Genomic DNA, 18,792 nt, shown 5'->3' on the forward strand with positions numbered 1-18,792 from the left:
ATCAAAGGAGAATGTATGATTAATATTGAATGGCGTAAAGATACGCTAGTACTATTAGATCAAACTAAATTGCCTACTGAAATTACGTATGTTCACTGTACAGATTGGCGACAAGTGGCTGAAGCTATAAAAATGCTTCGCGTTCGTGGCGCACCTGCTATTGGTGTTGCTGCCAGTTATGGCCTCATTTTAGCGGCTATGGAAGCAGGCCGTTTGGATGCACCATTTAGTGAACAACTTACAAGCTTATATGAATTTAGTGAGACCTTAAAGGAAACTCGTCCTACCGCAATCAACTTAGCTTGGGCTGTAGATCGTGTTATTTCTCTTGTAAAAGAGCATGTTGAAAGCATGTTCTCTATGAGTGAAGTAGTAGAGCTCATTAGAAAAGAGGCTATTACAATTCACGAAGAAGACGTATCATTGAACCGTCGTATGGCTGAAGCAGGAGCAACTCTATTTGAAGGTCAAAAAAATATTCGCATTCTAACTCATTGTAATGCTGGTGCACTAGCTACAGGTGGTTTAGGAACAGCACTCGGTGTTGTCCGTAAATTACATGAAAATGGACAATTAGAACGCGTGTATGCTGATGAAACAAGACCATTATTACAAGGTGCTCGACTTACTGCTTTTGAGCTTCATGAGGATGGTATCCCTGTTACTCTTGAGACTGATAATATGGCGGCCTATGCGATGCAACATGGCCTCATTGATGCCGTTATCGTCGGTGCTGACCGCATCACTACAAAAGGTGATGTAGCCAATAAAATTGGTACCTATGGTGTGGCTGTACTAGCTAAATTCCATAACATTCCATTCTATGTAGCCGCGCCATACAGCACATTTGATTTTACCCTTGAAAATGGTGCTGATATTCCTATTGAGATGCGCGACGATTATGAAGTTACATCGTTGCATGGGGTTCAAACTGCACCTAATGGCATTGATGTGCTTAATCCAGCTTTTGATGTGACACCACATGAACTAGTGACTGCCATCATTACTGAAGAAGGTGTATTAAAACCAAACTACGAAGAGTCTATTGATAAGCTACGTCAAATTGTAGAATCTAAATAACAAACAAATCCAATTGGGTTTACTATCAAATCTTTATTTTAACTATATCAACTCATATTAGTAAAAGGAGTTATTATGCAATCTTTAATTAAAGATATTAATTTAGCTGCAGAAGGCCGTAAAAAAATTGATTGGGTTTCTAACTTTATGCCTACATTGAATACCTTGGGCGATCGTTTTGAAGCAGAACAAACTTTCAAAGGTCAAACTATTGTTGTAAGTGTTCACTTGGAAGCAAAAACAGCATATTTAGCTACTGTATTAAAACGCGGTGGCGCTGATGTTATTGTAACTGGTTCCAATCCATTATCTACACAAGATGATGTAGCGGCAGGTCTCGTTAATATGGGCCTAACTGTATATGCTTGGTATGATTGTACTGAGGAAGAATATTTCAACTTCCTTAACAAGGCTCTTGATCATAAACCGCACATTATCATTGATGATGGTGGCGATTTGGTAAACTTATTGCACACAACACGCCAAGATGCTAAGGAACGCCTTTTAGGTGGTAGTGAGGAAACTACGACAGGTGTACATCGTCTATATGCATTAGAGAACGTTAAACAATTGACGTTCCCTATGATTGCAGTAAACGATTCCTACTGTAAATATCTCTTTGATAACCGTTATGGTACAGGCCAATCCGTTTGGGATGGTATTATGCGTACTACAAACTTAACAGTAACAGGTAAAAACGTGGTTGTTGCTGGTTATGGTTGGTGTGGTAAAGGCGTTGCTATGCGTGCAAAAGGCCTTGGTGCTCATGTATATGTAACTGAAGTAGATCCAATCAAAGCGATTGAAGCTGTATTCGATGGTTTCAAAGTATTGCCTATGATTGAAGCTGCTAAAGTAGGGGATATTTTCTGTACTGTTACAGGTTGCAAAGATGTAATTGTGAAAGAACATTACGAAGTAATGAAAGATAAAGCTATTTTATGTAATGCTGGTCATTTTGATTGTGAAGTTAATGTAGCTGATCTTACAGACCTTGCGGTAAGCCATGAACGTGTTCGTCAAAACATCGAAGGCTATACTATGGCTGATGGTCGTAAACTCTATGTATTGGCTGAAGGTCGTCTAGTAAACCTTGCTGCTGGTGATGGTCATCCTGCAGAAATCATGGACTTGTCCTTTGCTATGCAAGCCCTTGCTGCAGAGCATATCTTGAAAAACGGCAAAGAAATGGAGCCAAAAGTATATGTATTGCCTCATGAATTAGATGTGGAAATCGCTAAACTTAAATTGAACTCCATGGGCTATGATTTAGATTCTTTAACACAAGAACAAATCGACTACTTAACAAAAGTAAACTAATATTGAATAGAAATGTAATAGTAAATGATAGGCTTAGGTGCATTATTACTACTATATACTTTCAGAATTAATAACTATAACCGAGCTATTATGGCTCGGTTATACCTATGAGGGAAGACAATGTCTGATTTATTGATTACTAATGTAGACGTCCTCACCGATGAGGGTGTTCTTAAAGATCATGCTATTGAAATTGAAAATGGCTATATTACAGCTATTTTAAAGGATAGTGAAGCTATTAAAGCAAAAGATGTTGCTAAGGATGTACTAAATGGTAAAGGCCAATTGGCAGCGCCAGGTCTTGTAAATACGCACACTCATATTGCGATGGGGCTATTTAGAAACTATGCAGATGATCTTGAGCTTATGGAATGGCTTGAAACAGCAATTTGGCCGACAGAAGCAAAACTTAACGACGATTATGTTCGTTATGGCACTCAACTTGGCATTGCTGAAATGCTGCGTACTGGTACTACAACCTTTAGCGATATGTATTTCTTTATGAATACTACAGCTGAGGTAGTAAAAGAAACAGGCATTCGCTCTGTGTTATCTCGTGGTTTAGCTGGTGTTTCTCCAACAGCAGATCAAGCATTAGTTGAAAATGCTGACTTATTCCGCACGTGGAATGGCTTTGATAATGACCGCATCAAGGTATTACTTGGACCACATGCACCATATACTTGTCCAGATGCTTATATGGAGAAGGTTATCTCTTTATCTCATGAATTAAACTGTGGCATTCACATGCACTTGTCTGAAACTAAAGGGGAAGTGGAGAATGTAATGAAAGCTACAGGTAAAACTCCAATCGCTCATATGCATGACCTAGGTTTATTCTGGAATACTACATTAGCTGCACACTGTGTTCATGTTACAGATGAAGATATGTCAATTATGGCTGAAAATAATGTAGCAGTAGCACATAATCCGCAATCTAACCTAAAATTAGCAAGTGGTATTGCACCTGTGCCTGAAATGATCGGTAAAGGTATAACAGTTGGTCTTGGTACGGATGGTTCCGCATCTAATAATAACGCGGATATGCTCGAAGAAGTACGCCTTGCTGCTACTCTACATAAAGCACGTCTCTACGATCCTAAAGCCATTCCTGCACAAGCAGCTTGGCATATGGGCACTGTAGAAGGCGCAAAAGCCCTTGGTTATACTGATCTTGGTGTATTAGCGAAAGGCTATCGTGCAGATATCGTGCTATATGACGTATCTGGTATGCACTGGATGCCTCGTTACAACGATTTAGCGGCACTTGTATACTCTGCTAACAGTTCTGATGTAAATACTACAATTGTAGGTGGCAAAGTTCTTATGAAAGACAAAGAATTGCTTACTATTGATGAAGAAAAACTTCGTGCAGAAATCACTAAGGCTCAAGAGTATTTCAGTAACTAATATATTAAAAAAACTATAGCTGTAATTGATTAGCTTTTTCTTGTCTAGTTTAGTACTAGTTAGGTTTGTATTTATATAATATAAGTTTGTATGCGAGGTACTGCTATGCTAAAAAGAATACTTCAATACCTTTCACTTTGTATCGCCTTAGTTAGTTTGTTGATATTAGCTGGTTGTAGTAGTAATAGTGCGTCTTCTCAGCCTAAAGGACCTGAAGGGGAATGGATTGCTTACTCAGGCTATACCGTTCAAAATGTAGTGAGTGCTGTTGACACGCCTATTTTTACGATGAATCTTACAGCTCGAAATGATAGTAAGACGATTTATACAGCAGATATGAAAGCTTATAACTATCAATATACGACGCCTGAAAAGAGACCTGTTATTGAATCTACTCAAATGGTAGGGGATATAAAGGAAACTCGTCTAAATTATATTACGGCACTTACACTTGTAATGAGTGCTAACGATATAGTAGGTAATGCAGATAGCTCAAATTCTAATACAATTAAGATGGATATTACTGGCATACCAAATACTGCTCTTATTTATGATTCAAAAACAGATACTATTAAATTTATGGATCAAACCTTTAAACGAGTAAACGAAACGAACAATTTACAAACATTAGCCGATGCGTATAAGAAAGATCTTCAAGTAGCTTCTAATAAATATTTAGAAGAGATTGGCAATGCAGCAAATCCTAAAACAAAGTTTATAACAACCTATAACTTTGATGACTCTATCATTAAAGACAATAAGAAATAATAAATAAAATAAAACCCACTCATAGTATGATATATTCCTTTATTAGATACCTAATAAAAGGGGTACATATCACATGGAGTGGGTTTATTTTGTAATGTTTTACTTTGAATGCTATTTTATTACTTTCACTAAGAACATTGGTACAGGAATATAAAATTCATCTTCTTCGTTGTAAATACGAGGACCTACTGTGGAGTCAATAGTGACGGAGCTAGCACCTAATTTTGTGAGCACTTCTTTATCCCATTGAGGGCGTGTAAAGGATGAAATTTCAAGCATATGATAAATCGTATGGCACCGCTCTTTTAAGTCATTGCTTACATGCTCATGGGCATGATGAACAGATTGTGGTAAGTCATGGTGATTGCGAGCATGTTCCGCATCATAATTGAGGATTAAACCGCCTGGACGAATGATGCGTAACCATTCAGCATAGGCTTTATCTGGATGTGGTAAGTTCCATGTTACATTGCGGGCTACAACGATATCAAAGGTATTGGAGTCAAAGCTGAGATTTTCAGCATCCATGACGGAGAAGGTAGCATCACAATCAAGGGATTCTGCCAGTTGATTTGCTTCGTCTATCATATTAGGCGTAATATCGATGCCGTGTACTGTATGTCCTAGTTGAGAGAGGATAATACTAAAGAAGCCTGCACCACAACCAATGTCTAAAATACGTAAAGAGCGATCAGAATCAAAGATATGACTCGTTAGTTCATCTCTCCATAATTTAAGTTTAGGGCTCTCTAATTCTTTAGCTCGTAAGGTTCCAAAATCGTGAGCTCGATCTGTCCAATAGGATGTAATAAATTCTTTATCATCCTTCATAGGATGATTTTTTTCAAATATATCATTCATTTTTCAGTTCTCCTCATTTTTAATACACTTAATAGTACCATAAAATGAGAATGTACCATACTATAAATATCACACTTACTCCATAAATAATTAATATTGAGTGTGATATAATACATCTATATTTTTGTTTTATGAAAGGACAGGATAATGATTTTACAGACGGGACAGCGTACGGATATTCCTGCCTTTTATGGGCAATGGTTAATTAATCGCGTCCGCCAAGGATTTGTAGATGTACGCAATCCCTATAATCCGATACATATAACACGATATCCTATCAATCATGAAGTAGTAGATGGTATTGCGTTTTGTACAAAGAATCCGTTGCCTTTCATTCCGCTCTTACATGAAATAAATGATTATAGACAGTATTGGCATATGACTATAACTCCATATGGAGCAGATATAGAGACTAATGTTCCACAAGTGGATTTAGTAATAGACGGATTTAAACATATATCTACAAAACGTAATCCTCAGTCCATGGTGTGGCGTTATGATCCTATTATTTTAACCCACAACTATACAGTTGATTTTCATTTTGAAAGCTTTTATAAAATGGCTAAAGCCCTCGAAGGATATACAGATACGGTAGTTGTAAGTTTCTTAGATATTTTTGATAAGGTAGCTCAGACCTTTCCCGAAGGTTATAGACCGAGTTTAGATATTCAAATGAAGATTATTAAAGAATTAGTATCTATAGCTCATTCTCATCATATGATACTTAAAACCTGTGGAGAAGGGGACATTTTCAAAGAATTAGGTGTTAATACAGAGGGCTGTTTTACGCTAGACTGTTATGAACGTGCTTGGAACGTAAAATTAAAAGCACCGAAACGTACACCAGCTAGACCAGAGTGTAATTGTTATTTACATGGTGATATAGGTGCCTATGATACTTGTAGCCATTTTTGTCGCTATTGTTATGCCAATACAAATCAGGCTGCAGTTCGCCAAAATTGCTTATTACATGATCCGAACTCTAGCTTACTTATTGGAAAACTTTCAAAAACAGCAATTATTAAAGAAAGTGCGGAAAAAAGCTGGATTGTAGATACAAATTACACACAAGATTCTTTATTTTAAGGAGAATTATGCCCTGCTTTTACGCCTATAGCGTTGACGTATCGTGTAAAATATAGACAAAAGGGGTTGGGTCACCTCAAGAATATAAGAGAGTTAAACTACTTTTAATTGTTTATGTATTATTACAAGGAGGTGGAGTATGATCACCTATAAGACTGACAGTAAAGCATCATTACAATCATCTGAATCGTCTATGCCAGTACTAGCTATGTGTTATGATTTTGATAAGACTTTAACACCTGATGATATGCAGGCACAAGGCTTTATCCAATCTGTTGGCTATGATGAAGAGCAAATCAAACAGTTCTGGCAAGAATCTAATCAGCTGGCTAAGAAAAATGATATGGATAATAACTTGGCTTATATGTACAAGATGATTCAAGAAGCAGTGGGCCGTTTTTATGTAACTCGAGAAAAGCTTATGGAATATGGGAATCAAGTGGAACTATATGAAGGTGTTCGCACTTGGTTTGAGCGTATTCGTGAATATGGTTTAGAACACGGTGTACGCATTGAACATTACATCATATCGTCTGGTTTAAAAGAGATGATAGAAGGTACTGAAATGGCGAAAGAGGGAGCTTTCACCAAAATCTATGCCAGTGCATTCATGTTCGACGACAAAGGCGTAGCAGTTTGGCCTGCACAAGCCATTAACTATACAAATAAAACACAGTTTTTATTCCGTATTCAAAAAGGAATTTTAGATATCAATGACACAGGTGTTAATGATTATGTTAAGCCTGAAGATCAACGTGTACCGTTCCGCAATATGATATATATTGGGGATAGTGATACAGATATTCCTTGCATGAGCTTGGTTAATGCTAATGGCGGTCATTCTATAGGTGTTTATGATCCTGTTAAGAAGGATAAAGATAAGGTGTATAAGATGATGCGTCATCACCGCATACGTTATTATGCACCTGCAGACTATACAAATGGTTCAAAGTTAGATACATTAGTTAAACAAATTATTCGTAAAACCGCAGCCTACGAAGTGTTAGAAGGCGAATATGTACATTGTAAACACGAAGCAGAGGAGTAACATGGATCAATCTAAATTAACAAGTGAATGGATTCAAGAGTTTAATCGTTTAGGTTCTGAAGGTAAATTAAAACCTACCGTACCATATCATGATTTATTTAACCGTAAAGAGCTAAAAGGATTTCCATTGCATACATTACCTATGTGGACTGTAACATTCCCAACAGGCCATATTACATGTTGTGACCCTTTGGTAACATTGCCGAATAAACCGGATACATATATTAGAACGGTAGAACCAGGTACGTACTTGTTGGAAACAAAAATCATTGAAATGGAACCTAATGAATACCGTTATGTAGCAAGCCGCGTTGTTTTTAGTGGTAATGAGCCTGTGAACTATGAATTGGCTTTAAAAGGTACAGAAGATTTAACAGATCTTGATGATGGTGAAAGCTACATTGGCTTCCCTGTGGATTCTGGACTTGCTACCGTGGTTGATGCAGAAACTATTAAAACCTATAGAAAGTTTTATGATCAATGGCATACTAACTATCCTGACAAAAATATCTATGATGATTACTACAGTGATTTGTTCCAATTAAATGCATTAGCATATCCGCAATACCAACGTTCTAAAGGGGATTGGATCAACTTTACAATTCCTGAAACCGAATTGACTGTGCCAATGATTCAATCTGGCTTTGGTGATGGTTTATACCCTGTATACTGGGCTTTTGATAAAGATGGTCAAATCTGCCAATTGATTATGGAATATATTGATTGCAGCGAAGCATATCAATAATATAATCTAGCGATATATATAGATATATAAAGCTTGATAACTTAATAACATACTAAAAAAGACGCTTAGATTACTAAGCGTCTTTTATATATTCCTATTTAATTGTAAGGCCTAAATGCCAAAAATCCAGTTTACGAATACACGAAGAATACTAAGACCTACAATGATTTCTGCTAAAAATCTTAAAGAACCTTCCATACCATTACCTAAATGTTTTAAACTGCCAATTTTAGCTTTACTTACGATATCACACCAGCACATATAATACCTCCATGAGAGTTAATATGAGTAAATTACATAATTTATATGCTTATTTTACAATGTTATATCAAAAATTTCAATATGTATTTAAAATTAAATAATAATAATTCTACACATATATCTATAATAATAAAAATTTGCCCGATATATAGCTTTATTAATATATAGATTTTATTTGTAGAGATGAATCAATCGGACGGGAAATATATATAATTACAGACAGAAAAGCAAAAGAAAAAGGAAATATTATTCAATTTAAAATAGAGAAATTACAAGGTGAACAACCCAATATAATTATGAAGGCTCTTGGTGATCAATCTCTAGGTTGGATTGAACTGATAAAAAAATAATTGTATGATAGAGTATATTTAATTCAGATCCATTACACAATGATAAAAGTATTTTTTAGTTTAAATTAGTAAAACTAGCTTATAGAAATATAGGCTAGTTTTCTTTTCTTTTTGAATTACTTCCGATAACGATATATTATCGGAAGTAATTGTATTAAGAAAATTGGGCCTAAATGGCCCAATCTCTTATGTTATCTAGTTTTTTAGCTATTTAAGCTTATTTACGTTTAAATGTATATGGTTCGTATTCTACATCATTATGGCGGTTAGTCCACCAGTTCCAACCAATTCTTGCAAGCTTCCAAGCAATGAAGCCTACGATGATTCCCAATACTAAGCCTGTTAATACATCTGTTGGATAATGTACAAATAGATATACTCTCGAAAATGCTACTACTAATGACCCCAGTAATGCTATAATTCCCAAATATCGCTTCTGAGGCGCTATTTGACTCAAGCCTAGGTAAATAGTCATGGCTGACGCAAATGAACCAAAACTATGGCCTGACGGGAATGAATAGCTATTTGCTTTTGGTAATGCAGATTCTAATGGAACCGTTACATTAGGAAAATCTACAAATGGTCTTAATCTAGCTACATGTGGTTTTAAACCTTGGTCACCGATGATGAATACAAATCCTAATGCAATTATTATAGCTACGCCTAATACACGATATTTTTTCTGTAACATCAATAACAAGGCAATTACAATCCATAAGGCACCGCTGCCAGTAATTTTTGAAATAAATGCCATAATAGGTGTTAAAAAACTATATACAAGGTGATCATGTACATAGAAAATCAAAGAGTGATCAAATTGTAAGATTGTGTCCATAGCTTCCTCTTCTATTTTATTAAATGATAATTATTGAGAATGGATGAATGTAGATTATATCCTCAATATTCTGTATTGGATTTCTATATACTTTATACTATGTATATATCACTTTCTCATTTACATCCAAATAATAGCCTAAACTATTTATACATCATGGTCAATAGCTTAGGCTATATTTAATAAAATCTTTAATTATGGTTTCTTTTTATCTGCTTTTTTAGTAGTACCTTCTGGAGGCATTGTTATAATCGTATCTACTGGATCATATACGGATTCAAAGGAATCTGTTTGCGTAACCCAGTTACCATATGTAATGGTTCTATACGTATTCATTGTTAAACCTACATGCCCCTCCTGCACTTCTTTTTCTTTTAATGAAGGATCTACCTTAGTGATAGTCTTGTTAGGAATTTCGCCATAGTCTCCTACAGAAATAGAAACATTTTTAGGCTTATCTTGAGCCGTACCTATAATGTAGATCGTTAATGTTCCGTTGTTCATAACACTAAGGATATAAATAGATTGTTGGTAAGGATTTCTAAACTTAAAGTCTAAATAGCCCCATGCTACAGTGGCATCACGACCAGCTTGAATATATCCTACTGGCTCAAAGTGTGGTGTACGCTCGATAATATTCATACCGGATAGTAAAGCTGTATTAAATATGGTAGAACTTACTTGGCAAATGCCACCGCCAATACCTGGAACTAATTTACCATCAATCATAACAGGTGCATCATCATAGCCAGCCTCTGCAGTACGTTCACCTACAACATCGTTAAAGGAGAACTGTGCACCCGATTTAATTAGGGTACCGTTTATTTTATCAGATGCTAATTGAATATTATGGGTTCTACTTTCATTACTAGGATCATACTCTGTAGTGTAAGAAGCTAATACCGTATTCAATGGTTTTAAATCGGCATCACTTACTTTTACAGTATTTTGTGTAGTAAATACCATAGATAAGGAGTTAATACTATCACCGGCCTGTAAATCATCTTTTAATTTCTTAAGCGTAGCATCAATATCGATACGCTTACCCTCTTTTGTAGGATGTAATACAACTTGTCCATTTTCAATGGTAAGGTATGCATCATGTCCTGGCGTATCAATTGTTTTAGCCAATTCACTTAGATAGGTTTTACCTTTTACCTCATCAAGCTTATATTGTGGTTTAAAATGATGACCGTAGAATAAGGCATTAAATCTATTTGAAAGTAGTGTCCACATATCATCTTCATAGCCATATGTAGAAATAGCTTTTACCATAGCATCTGTATCGATTTGGATCCCTAAATCATGATAGGTAGCTTGTTGTTTTTTATTATTGCCCATATCAATAGATATAGTTTGAGGAATTTTACTATTTAACTCTTGTAAGCGAGCCTGTAATTCATTCTTAGGTGTATTAGATAAATCTGTATCATTGTAATATACACCATAAGAAATATTTTCTGTTGGAATGTATGAACAGCCGCTCGTCCCCAAGAGGACAAGCATAGTTCCTACTAAAATATATTTCTTCGTCATTATTTATAAACTCTCCCGAATTAGTTATCATATTCTCTAATTATAGCATATTACGGTCTAATCTATGGTACAATTATATTGATAATTTTAGGGATAAGGGTGAATTATGTCAGAATCTAAGGAACAACAAAAACATTTCTATTTGCGTAATAATGATGCGCTTATGAATAGTACCAAGTTGTCTATGAAAGCTAAACAAAGTATATTGTTATCTAAGGCTGAGAATACTGTGGATGCTTACGAATCAGATTGGGATGATTTCGTTGATTGGTGTACTTATCAAAAGGTACCTTATTTTCCAGCTACACCAGAAACAATTGTGAATTATATAAATGATCTTGCTGATTATGCTAAGGCAAATACAATCTCTCGTCGTATTAGCGCTATCTCAGAGAATTATAATGCCTCTGGACATCGGGATAATCCATGTATGGCACCAATTGTAAAACAAGCGTTACGAGGGATTAGACGTTTAAAAGGTACATTTCAACAAGGTAAAACACCAGTACTATTAGAGGATATTGAAGATATTTTAGATTGTATGACTAAACTAGATGTACCTGAATTACAGTTATTACGAGATAAGGCCATTCTTTTAATTGGTTTTATGGGTGCTTTTCGTCGTAGTGAAATTGCAGCTATTACAGTAGAACATCTACAGTTTTCTCCACAAGGTGTTGAAATCTTTGTGCCATCCTCAAAAGCCGACCAAGAAGGTCAAGGTGCTGTTGTAGCGATTCCTCATCTATCCGGTTCTCCTCTAGACGCGGTACGTGCTTTACAGCAATGGTTACGTGCCTCTGGTATTACTGAAGGTCCTATATTTAGAGGTTTTACTAAAAATATGTCACTTCGTAAAACAGGCATATCCGATAAAATGATTGCAGAAATTGTGAAGAAATATATTTCTCTCATTGGTCTTGATCCATCTATGTATGGAGCTCATAGTTTACGTCATGGCTTTGCAACAACTGCCGCAGCTTATGGTGTGGAAGAACGTAATATTATGAGACAAACACGTCATCACAGTGTTAACATGGTTCGTCGTTATATTAATGAAGCCAATAAGTTTGTAGATAATCCTATTTCTACAATCTTTGAAAAACGATTTAGATGATAATTATAAATCAGTTGATTAAGATAATATCTATAAATCGTATAATAACATACATTAGATAACAAAAAGCAGCTATCTCTATTGAGTAGCTGCTTTTTCGTGTGGGTTATACCCATATATATTTAGTTTTGAGCCACATAGTCCAAAGCTCTAACTGGACTATCAGAATTATGTGCTGGTACCTTTAATACTGTACCAGGTACAAGTGTACCAGAATCACTGATATTGTTGAGTTCTTTCATGGCATATACCATTTCTCGAACATCCATATCTTTATGAGCTGTTCGAGCTGCAATATCCCACATCGTATCGCCTGCTTGTACCTTTACTTCACGTACTGCATGTGTATTTGTAGCTGTTACAGGATTTGTCATATTATAGCCGAACAAGATTGTTAAGCACATTCCTACCATCATCAATATATTTTTCATCTCATACCTCACATTTACATCGAACATAATATCTGAGAACATTTGTTTGTTTACATGCTTATATTAGCACACGAACGAATGTTCGGTCAAGTGTTTTAGAACAAATGTTTGCAAAAACTTTTAAAATTGCCTATAATAGGTATATAAGATAAGTAATTATCTTATGTTTTTATTATATAGTACGAAATGAGTAAATTTTTCCACATATATATTAATAGTATTTTGACATTACATTGACTATGGAGGTTCATCGTGAGACGCCCTGCTACAGATATTAATACTAAACAGCGCCGTATATTAGATTTTATTAAGGACTCATTACATAATGAATATCGTTGTCCTACTGTTCGAGAAATCTGTACCCATGTAGGCCTTAGTTCTACTTCTACTGTGCAATCTCATTTGAATGCTCTTGAAAAGTTTGGTTATATTAAACGGGATCCTAATAAAAATCGTGCTATTACAGTACTAGAGGATACAAAACCTTCTATTTCTGTAGATGGTAATGAAACATCAAGTTCTGATAATTTTGAGTTCTTAGGTGCTGGTTTAAAACAAGTTCCTCTTATTGGTACTGTACAAGCTGGTATGCCTATTACTGCGGTAGAAAATTTAGAATCTACTCTTACATTACCTGTTCAATTAACTGGTGATTCTGACTGCTTCTTACTACGCGTTCAAGGCGAATCCATGATGAATATTGGTATGTATGAAGGTGATATGCTCATCGTACGCCATCAAAATACGGCTAATAATGGTGATGTTGTTGTAGCACGTATCGATGACGAAGCTACAGTAAAACGTTTCTATAAAGAAAATGGTCATATTCGTTTACAACCTGAAAATGATAATTTTGATCCTATTATTGTGGATGACTGTCATATTGAAGGTCTTGTCATTGGTCTTGTACGAGACAGAATATAGAAAAAACCGGCAACTTATGGTTGTCGGTTTTCTATTATACTTAAGACTTGTAAAAAAACAGAAGCTATATTAAATAGCTCCTGTTTTTTATTTTATTTTATATATTCTGTTAAAGCTTTATCAATATATGCTGCTTCTTCGGCACTAGGGTCACACATTGGCAAATTAAATACACCAGCAGGTAAACCTATTTTACGGACTGCATATTTAACAGGAATAGGATTTGTAGTAATAAACATAGCTTTTATGATATCCGCTAAGCTTTGATGAATACGAAGCGCTTCGTGATTATGACCAGATTCATAAGCTTGAATCATAGCATTCATATCTTTGCCCGCTATATGAGAAACTACGGATACAACACCGCATGCTCCTACAGATAGCATTGGCAATGTAAGACCATCATCTCCACTATATACCATGAAGTCATCCTCAGGCATTAAGCGTTTAATTTCAGATGAAATCATAAGATTGCCACTAGCTTCTTTAATCGCGCATACATGTGGATACTCACTATGTAATTGTGCTAGTGTTGTTGGGAAAATGCCTGTTCCTACACGGCTTGGTACATTATATACCATGATTGGCAGTGTAGTAGCCTCTGCAATAGCTTTAAAGTGTAAGTATTGACCTTGTTGATTAGGCTTATTGTAGTAAGGTACTACAACTAATAAACCATCGATTCCATCAATTTTAGATACTTCTTTTACAAAGTCTACAGAAGCTTTTGTGTCATTTGAACCTACATTAGCAATAATGGAACCTTTATGACCACATTCTTTAGCAATAGCTGTAAATAATGCTAATTTATCCTCTTTTGACATGGATGGATTTTCCCCTGTTGTACCGCATACAACGAGTCCATCGGATCCATTATCTAATAAATGATGAGCAATAGCTACACTATTTTCTATGTTAAGGGATCCATCATTATTAAATGATGTAATCATAGCCGTTAATACTCGACCAAAGGTTTTCATATCTGTCCTCCCCTTGATAGATTAAAATGCTTGTTTTTCTACCAAGTACTCAGCAATTTGCAACGCATTAAGTGCTGCACCTTTACGAATTTGGTCCCCTACAATCCAGAAATTCATACCTTTGTCGTTATATAAATCTTTACGAATACGGCCGATTTCACAGTCGTTTTGATTAGACGTATATAATGGCATTGGATAAATTTGTTCTGCAGGATTATCTTTTACTTGTAAACCTGGGAATTTTTCACATGCTGCTCTGAAAGCTTCTACAGAAACTGGTTCAGCTGTTTCTACTAAAACAGATTCAGAGTGGGAACGATACACTGGAACACGTACAGTAGTTGGTACTACTTGAATTGTGTCGTCATGAAGAATTTTTTGTGTTTCATTGACCATTTTCATTTCTTCTTTTGTGTAATCATTGTCCAAGAACACATCGATTTGTGGCAATAAGTTAAATGCTACAGGATAATGTTTAGGGGCAGATCCTGTTGGCAATAAGTTTGCAGTCATTTCTTCGCCAGCAGTATATTGTTTTACTTGGTTTTCAAGTTCTTCAATACCTTCTTTACCAGCACCTGATACTGCTTGATATGTACTTACAACGATGCGTTTAATTGGAGAAATATCATGTAGTGGTTTTAAACCTAAGCTCATAATAATAGTAGAGCAATTTGGGTTAGCAATAATACCTTTATGTTTTAAGATATCTTCTGGATTTACTTCTGGTACAACAAGAGGTACCTCAGGATCCATACGGAATGCACTAGAGTTATCGATAACAATTGCACCACGTTTAGCAGCTTCTGGTGCTAATGTTTTAGAAATAGAACCACCTGCAAATAACGCGATATCAATATTTTCAAAGGATTCTGGCTTTGCTTCTTCTACTACATATGTTTTTCCATTCACTGTAAGTTCAGTACCTGCAGAACGAGCAGATGCCAACAATTTTAAATTTTCATATGGGAAATTACGCTCTTCAATAAGTGTAATAAATTCAGCACCTACTGCACCAGTAGCACCAAGAATTGCAACATTAGGTTTTTTCATTACTATATCTCCTTGCTCTAATATTATAAATAATGCTCTAAGCCGTAAGTTAAACCAGTTTTAGCACTAATTTTTTTACATGCTAATACTACACCTGGCATAAAGGAAAGTCGGCTTAAACTATCGTGACGAATTGTTAACGTTTCATCATAGCCACCAAATAGTACTTCCTGGTGAGCTACGTAACCAGGTAAACGAACGCTGTGGATTGTTACGTCATCAACCTTAGCGCCACGAGCACCTGGTAAACTTTCACGAGTCAAATCCTCATCAGGCGTTGCATTCGCCGCTTGTTTAGCTTCGTTAATTAATTTAGCTGTTAAAATAGATGTACCAGATGGGGCATCGTATTTATGGTTATGATGTAGTTCAATAATCTCTACATTAGGGAAATATGGTGCCAATTCTGCAGAAACCTTCATCATCATAACTGCACCAAGAGAGAAATTAGGTGCTACAAGGCAGTTTGCATTATTTTGGCGACCAATAGCATCTAATTCGTCACGTTGTTCCGCAGTTAAACCTGTAGTACCAATAACTACATGAATACCTGCAGATAACATTTTTTTAGCATTTTCATAAATGACAGCAGGATTTGTAAAGTCTACAATTACATCAGGTTTATTTGTATTTAGAACCTCATCGATGGAGGCATTCATTTCAATTCCTAATTGTTCGATGCCCGCTACGGAGCCTACATCTTGACCCGCCTTAGTAGGATCGATGCCACCTACTAATGTTAATTCAGGATCATTATGTACTGCTTTGACTACTTCGCGGCCCATTTTACCGCCAGCGCCATTTACCATTACTCGAATCATATATACCTCCAAAAAAGCCAGTGGATGCATCCACTGGCCTTATAGTTTATATAGCTTATAACTGTTACTAAAAGCTCAATGATAGCACTCCACCAATTCAAATTGATGACAGTCGTCCATCTATTAAATAGACAACCAGATAGAACTACATTTTCTTCTGGAGATAATGCATATCGATAGTGTCCATCGCCTGTAGGAATTTTGATTAACATCAATTCCTTAATATCACGAGAAACTGTAGCTTGCGTTACTTCAATACCTTCTTCTAATAAGGCCGCTGCTAATTCCTCCTGAGTTTCAATCGCCTTGGACTGCACGATTTCTTTGATTTTGTTATAGCGATAGCGTTTCATTTTGAACTCCCTTTTTTAAACCTTGCACATAAAAGAGAATAGTATCTTTCTGCTATTATTATACCATATATTCATAATTAATATATGGTATAAATTGCATGTCTCATACTAGTTATGCATATTATATTAATATTTAAAATATTGTTAATTTTCTATATACTGATAGCGTATAAACACATATCCTATAGGCTTCATCTATTTATATGAAATTAATAATTTAAAATTAGAAGATTATACATGTATAAATAAAAGCCCCTATAAAGGGGCTTTTACATATTTCTTATGACTTTTATTCATAATGAATAAAGATATATTTCGTTTTATCGTTTTTGCAATATGAATAACTCAGGTGGATTATTGATTTGATTCATTGGATGCCAATGACATACATTATACAATTTTTGTTCTAAATCTGATAAATACGATTTAAGCATCTGCATTTCTTCAAACCCTTCTGTTGTTCCAGGGTAAGCAACAATTGTGATAACTCCAGACTTCGATAATTTTTCTAAGCCTTCATTTATGGCATCAATAGTTTGATGCGGTTTAGTTATAACTTGATGATCACCACCTGGTAAATAGCCTAGGTTAAAGATCATTAAATCAATAACTTCATCTTTTAATTGATTAGCTAATGCACGATCATGGGAGTCATGAATAAATGTTAGACTTACATCTTGTGCTATGTCATTTGACTGCAATAACTCTTGGCTGCTATTAATCGCTTTCATTTGAATATCGATGCCATATAAATGACAGCCCTTTTTTGCTCGTTCTGCCAAATATAGTAAATCATGGCCATTACCACATGTTGCATCTACTACTATATTAGCGTGTTTCATTACTCGATCCCAGATTAAATGTTGAAACTGAACAGCATTGTTAATGTTAATCACAAAATCACCCCACTTGAGATTTTAGTATTACAACAACTCGTCACGACGAGATGCTAGTTTTTTAAATAATGTACCGAAGAAACATTGATCTTTAAAACGTACGAATAAACAATATACAGGATTAGAGCTTATATGTAGTGTTTCTTTATTGGTAAACGTATAGTCAAATGTACCGTCTATACAGATATGTAATTGTGGTTCACGTTCTGGCATCGTGATTTGAATTGTATCATGCTCTTCTAATACAAGTGAAACACCTTGAATCAGATGTGGCGCTACAGGTGTAACAATAATGGATCTATTATCAGGCTTCATAATAGGACCACCTGCAGATAGATTATATCCCGTAGACCCAGTTGCAGAGGAAATAATCAAGCCATCTGAAGGATACATTTGTGTATGTTGATTATTGATAGACATGTTAATACGTGCCATTTTTGCTGGTTCAGCACGGGTAATAACGATTTCATTAATTATAGGTACTAATTCTTCTTCATTACCATTATTTCGGTCAATATATGCATATAAATGTCCACGTTTTTCTATATTATAATCACCATTTGCAATACGTTTAATATGACTTTGCATTTGATGAACTTCAATTTGGTTTAAAAAGCCGAGTTCACCAAGGTTAATACCACAAACAGGTACATTATATGGGTAAATTTGTCTTGCCAAATGGATGATGGTACCATCACCACCAAAACTAAAGGCAATATCAATTTGTTTAAAGATTTCTGGACGACTTAAAATGTGAGTTTCAGGAATCTTAAGTACTCGTGCAGGTGCATCTGATTCGAGATCATCTGGCAAAAATACTTCGATACCTTCATCTTTACAAATATGTGCAGCCATTTTTAAAACTGCCATAATATTGCTTTTCCCCATGTTTGGGAAGAATCCGATACGCATAGTAA

General features: G+C 35.4%; 19 protein-coding genes, 1 pseudogene and 1 riboswitch. Of the genes and pseudogenes, 9 read left to right on the forward strand and 11 right to left on the reverse strand.

What is annotated here, in order from left to right; all coding sequences use genetic code 11:
* The first annotated feature begins 15 nt into the window (after positions 1-15).
* The 4 genes from mtnA (at position 16) to VEIT17_RS04480 (ending at position 4,578) form a co-directional block, all read left to right on the forward strand.
* On the forward strand, positions 16-1,080 hold the full coding sequence (gene mtnA, locus VEIT17_RS04465; protein WP_178884950.1) for an S-methyl-5-thioribose-1-phosphate isomerase: 1,065 nt from the start codon (positions 16-18) through the stop codon (positions 1,078-1,080).
* A 75-nt stretch (positions 1,081-1,155) separates the two neighbouring features.
* Complete coding sequence (locus VEIT17_RS04470) at positions 1,156-2,400, forward strand: adenosylhomocysteinase (RefSeq protein ID WP_178884952.1); 1,245 nt, start codon at positions 1,156-1,158, stop codon at positions 2,398-2,400.
* A 120-nt stretch (positions 2,401-2,520) separates the two neighbouring features.
* The gene (locus VEIT17_RS04475; RefSeq protein WP_178884954.1) at positions 2,521-3,810 is read left to right on the forward strand and encodes an amidohydrolase; all 1,290 of its coding nucleotides are present in this window, start codon (positions 2,521-2,523) and stop codon (positions 3,808-3,810) included.
* Positions 3,811-3,915: 105 nt separating this feature from the next.
* Positions 3,916-4,578 (forward strand): hypothetical protein, encoded by a 663-nt coding sequence (locus tag VEIT17_RS04480; protein ID WP_024066208.1) that lies wholly within the window; start codon positions 3,916-3,918, stop codon positions 4,576-4,578.
* A 111-nt stretch (positions 4,579-4,689) separates the two neighbouring features.
* On the opposite strand, the gene VEIT17_RS04485 is transcribed toward VEIT17_RS04480, so the two are convergent.
* Positions 4,690-5,439 (reverse strand): class I SAM-dependent methyltransferase, encoded by a 750-nt coding sequence (locus VEIT17_RS04485; RefSeq protein ID WP_024066209.1) that lies wholly within the window; start codon positions 5,437-5,439, stop codon positions 4,690-4,692.
* Between the two features lie 147 nt (positions 5,440-5,586).
* Between VEIT17_RS04485 and VEIT17_RS04490 the strand changes: the two genes are divergently transcribed.
* The 3 genes from VEIT17_RS04490 (at position 5,587) to VEIT17_RS04500 (ending at position 8,318) form a co-directional block, all read left to right on the forward strand.
* Positions 5,587-6,525 (forward strand): DUF1848 domain-containing protein, encoded by a 939-nt coding sequence (locus VEIT17_RS04490; RefSeq protein ID WP_178884956.1) that lies wholly within the window; start codon positions 5,587-5,589, stop codon positions 6,523-6,525.
* Between the two features lie 139 nt (positions 6,526-6,664).
* A complete protein-coding gene (locus VEIT17_RS04495) occupies positions 6,665-7,573 on the forward strand; it encodes a haloacid dehalogenase-like hydrolase (RefSeq protein WP_024066211.1) in 909 nt (302 codons plus the stop codon).
* A 1-nt stretch (position 7,574) separates the two neighbouring features.
* Complete coding sequence (locus VEIT17_RS04500) at positions 7,575-8,318, forward strand: DUF4241 domain-containing protein (RefSeq protein WP_178884958.1); 744 nt, start codon at positions 7,575-7,577, stop codon at positions 8,316-8,318.
* 111 nt (positions 8,319-8,429) lie between these two features.
* On the opposite strand, the gene VEIT17_RS04505 is transcribed toward VEIT17_RS04500, so the two are convergent.
* From VEIT17_RS04505 to VEIT17_RS04515, 3 genes are all read right to left on the reverse strand, one after another.
* The gene (locus VEIT17_RS04505) at positions 8,430-8,579 is read right to left on the reverse strand and encodes a hypothetical protein (RefSeq protein ID WP_024066213.1); all 150 of its coding nucleotides are present in this window, start codon (positions 8,577-8,579) and stop codon (positions 8,430-8,432) included.
* 567 nt (positions 8,580-9,146) lie between these two features.
* Positions 9,147-9,764: a phosphatase PAP2 family protein gene (locus VEIT17_RS04510; protein ID WP_005386609.1), complete on the reverse strand. Its 618-nt coding sequence runs from the start codon at positions 9,762-9,764 to the stop codon at positions 9,147-9,149.
* 195 nt (positions 9,765-9,959) lie between these two features.
* The gene (locus VEIT17_RS04515; protein WP_178884961.1) at positions 9,960-11,300 is read right to left on the reverse strand and encodes a VanW family protein; all 1,341 of its coding nucleotides are present in this window, start codon (positions 11,298-11,300) and stop codon (positions 9,960-9,962) included.
* Positions 11,301-11,406: 106 nt separating this feature from the next.
* Here VEIT17_RS04515 and VEIT17_RS04520 point away from each other — a divergent pair, with 106 nt between their 5' ends.
* Positions 11,407-12,417: a site-specific integrase gene (locus VEIT17_RS04520; protein WP_024065696.1), complete on the forward strand. Its 1,011-nt coding sequence runs from the start codon at positions 11,407-11,409 to the stop codon at positions 12,415-12,417.
* A gap of 122 nt (positions 12,418-12,539) precedes the next feature.
* Here the strand turns inward: VEIT17_RS04520 and VEIT17_RS04525 are convergent, their stop codons facing one another.
* Entirely contained in the window at positions 12,540-12,848 is a 309-nt protein-coding gene (locus VEIT17_RS04525) for a LysM peptidoglycan-binding domain-containing protein (RefSeq protein WP_105094378.1), read from the reverse strand.
* A 252-nt stretch (positions 12,849-13,100) separates the two neighbouring features.
* Between VEIT17_RS04525 and lexA the strand changes: the two genes are divergently transcribed.
* Complete coding sequence (gene lexA / locus VEIT17_RS04530; protein ID WP_024065698.1) at positions 13,101-13,772, forward strand: transcriptional repressor LexA; 672 nt, start codon at positions 13,101-13,103, stop codon at positions 13,770-13,772.
* A gap of 92 nt (positions 13,773-13,864) precedes the next feature.
* On the opposite strand, the gene dapA is transcribed toward lexA, so the two are convergent.
* The 6 genes and pseudogenes from dapA to VEIT17_RS04560 form a co-directional block, all read right to left on the reverse strand.
* A complete protein-coding gene (gene dapA / locus VEIT17_RS04535) occupies positions 13,865-14,752 on the reverse strand; it encodes a 4-hydroxy-tetrahydrodipicolinate synthase (protein ID WP_178884963.1) in 888 nt (295 codons plus the stop codon).
* Between the two features lie 21 nt (positions 14,753-14,773).
* Positions 14,774-15,805 (reverse strand): aspartate-semialdehyde dehydrogenase, encoded by a 1,032-nt coding sequence (locus VEIT17_RS04540; protein ID WP_105094375.1) that lies wholly within the window; start codon positions 15,803-15,805, stop codon positions 14,774-14,776.
* A 23-nt stretch (positions 15,806-15,828) separates the two neighbouring features.
* Positions 15,829-16,626 carry a 4-hydroxy-tetrahydrodipicolinate reductase gene (gene dapB / locus VEIT17_RS04545; protein WP_178884965.1) on the reverse strand — a complete coding sequence of 266 codons (798 nt, stop codon included), beginning with the start codon at positions 16,624-16,626 and terminating at the stop codon, positions 15,829-15,831.
* Positions 16,627-16,700: 74 nt separating this feature from the next.
* Positions 16,701-16,829, reverse strand: a riboswitch (Lysine riboswitch).
* A pseudogene (locus tag VEIT17_RS09965) lies at positions 16,788-16,979 on the reverse strand (arginine repressor); the annotation flags it as partial. Its footprint overlaps the riboswitch before it by 42 nt.
* 320 nt (positions 16,980-17,299) lie before the next feature.
* Positions 17,300-17,875, reverse strand: a complete 576-nt coding sequence (gene mnmM / locus VEIT17_RS04555) for a tRNA 5-(aminomethyl)-2-thiouridylate-methyltransferase MnmM (RefSeq protein ID WP_060924590.1) — start codon at positions 17,873-17,875, stop codon at positions 17,300-17,302.
* Between the two features lie 27 nt (positions 17,876-17,902).
* The gene (locus tag VEIT17_RS04560; protein WP_105085621.1) at positions 17,903-18,787 is read right to left on the reverse strand and encodes an NAD(+)/NADH kinase; all 885 of its coding nucleotides are present in this window, start codon (positions 18,785-18,787) and stop codon (positions 17,903-17,905) included.
* Positions 18,788-18,792: the final 5 nt, after the last annotated feature.

The sequence above is a fragment of the Veillonella nakazawae genome (genome assembly GCF_013393365.1).
Lineage (GTDB): Bacteria > Bacillota > Negativicutes > Veillonellales > Veillonellaceae > Veillonella > Veillonella nakazawae.

What these genes read in the sequence shown, in the direction of transcription:
- VEIT17_RS04490 (WP_178884956.1), top strand. Translation starts at nt 5,587, where the DNA reads ATGATTTTACAGACGGGACAGCGTACGGATATTCCTGCCTTTTATGGG.
- VEIT17_RS04500 (WP_178884958.1), top strand. Translation starts at nt 7,575, where the DNA reads ATGGATCAATCTAAATTAACAAGTGAATGGATTCAAGAGTTTAATCGT.
- VEIT17_RS04505 (WP_024066213.1), bottom strand. Translation starts at nt 8,579, where the DNA reads ATGTGCTGGTGTGATATCGTAAGTAAAGCTAAAATTGGCAGTTTAAAA.
- VEIT17_RS04495 (WP_024066211.1), top strand. Translation starts at nt 6,665, where the DNA reads ATGATCACCTATAAGACTGACAGTAAAGCATCATTACAATCATCTGAA.
- VEIT17_RS04480 (WP_024066208.1), top strand. Translation starts at nt 3,916, where the DNA reads ATGCTAAAAAGAATACTTCAATACCTTTCACTTTGTATCGCCTTAGTT.
- VEIT17_RS04540 (WP_105094375.1), bottom strand. Translation starts at nt 15,805, where the DNA reads ATGAAAAAACCTAATGTTGCAATTCTTGGTGCTACTGGTGCAGTAGGT.
- VEIT17_RS04560 (WP_105085621.1), bottom strand. Translation starts at nt 18,787, where the DNA reads ATGCGTATCGGATTCTTCCCAAACATGGGGAAAAGCAATATTATGGCA.
- VEIT17_RS04475 (WP_178884954.1), top strand. Translation starts at nt 2,521, where the DNA reads ATGTCTGATTTATTGATTACTAATGTAGACGTCCTCACCGATGAGGGT.
- VEIT17_RS04515 (WP_178884961.1), bottom strand. Translation starts at nt 11,300, where the DNA reads ATGACGAAGAAATATATTTTAGTAGGAACTATGCTTGTCCTCTTGGGG.
- VEIT17_RS04520 (WP_024065696.1), top strand. Translation starts at nt 11,407, where the DNA reads ATGTCAGAATCTAAGGAACAACAAAAACATTTCTATTTGCGTAATAAT.
- VEIT17_RS04510 (WP_005386609.1), bottom strand. Translation starts at nt 9,764, where the DNA reads ATGGACACAATCTTACAATTTGATCACTCTTTGATTTTCTATGTACAT.
- mtnA (WP_178884950.1), top strand. Translation starts at nt 16, where the DNA reads ATGATTAATATTGAATGGCGTAAAGATACGCTAGTACTATTAGATCAA.
- dapA (WP_178884963.1), bottom strand. Translation starts at nt 14,752, where the DNA reads ATGAAAACCTTTGGTCGAGTATTAACGGCTATGATTACATCATTTAAT.
- dapB (WP_178884965.1), bottom strand. Translation starts at nt 16,626, where the DNA reads ATGATTCGAGTAATGGTAAATGGCGCTGGCGGTAAAATGGGCCGCGAA.
- VEIT17_RS04485 (WP_024066209.1), bottom strand. Translation starts at nt 5,439, where the DNA reads ATGAATGATATATTTGAAAAAAATCATCCTATGAAGGATGATAAAGAA.
- VEIT17_RS04525 (WP_105094378.1), bottom strand. Translation starts at nt 12,848, where the DNA reads ATGAAAAATATATTGATGATGGTAGGAATGTGCTTAACAATCTTGTTC.
- VEIT17_RS04470 (WP_178884952.1), top strand. Translation starts at nt 1,156, where the DNA reads ATGCAATCTTTAATTAAAGATATTAATTTAGCTGCAGAAGGCCGTAAA.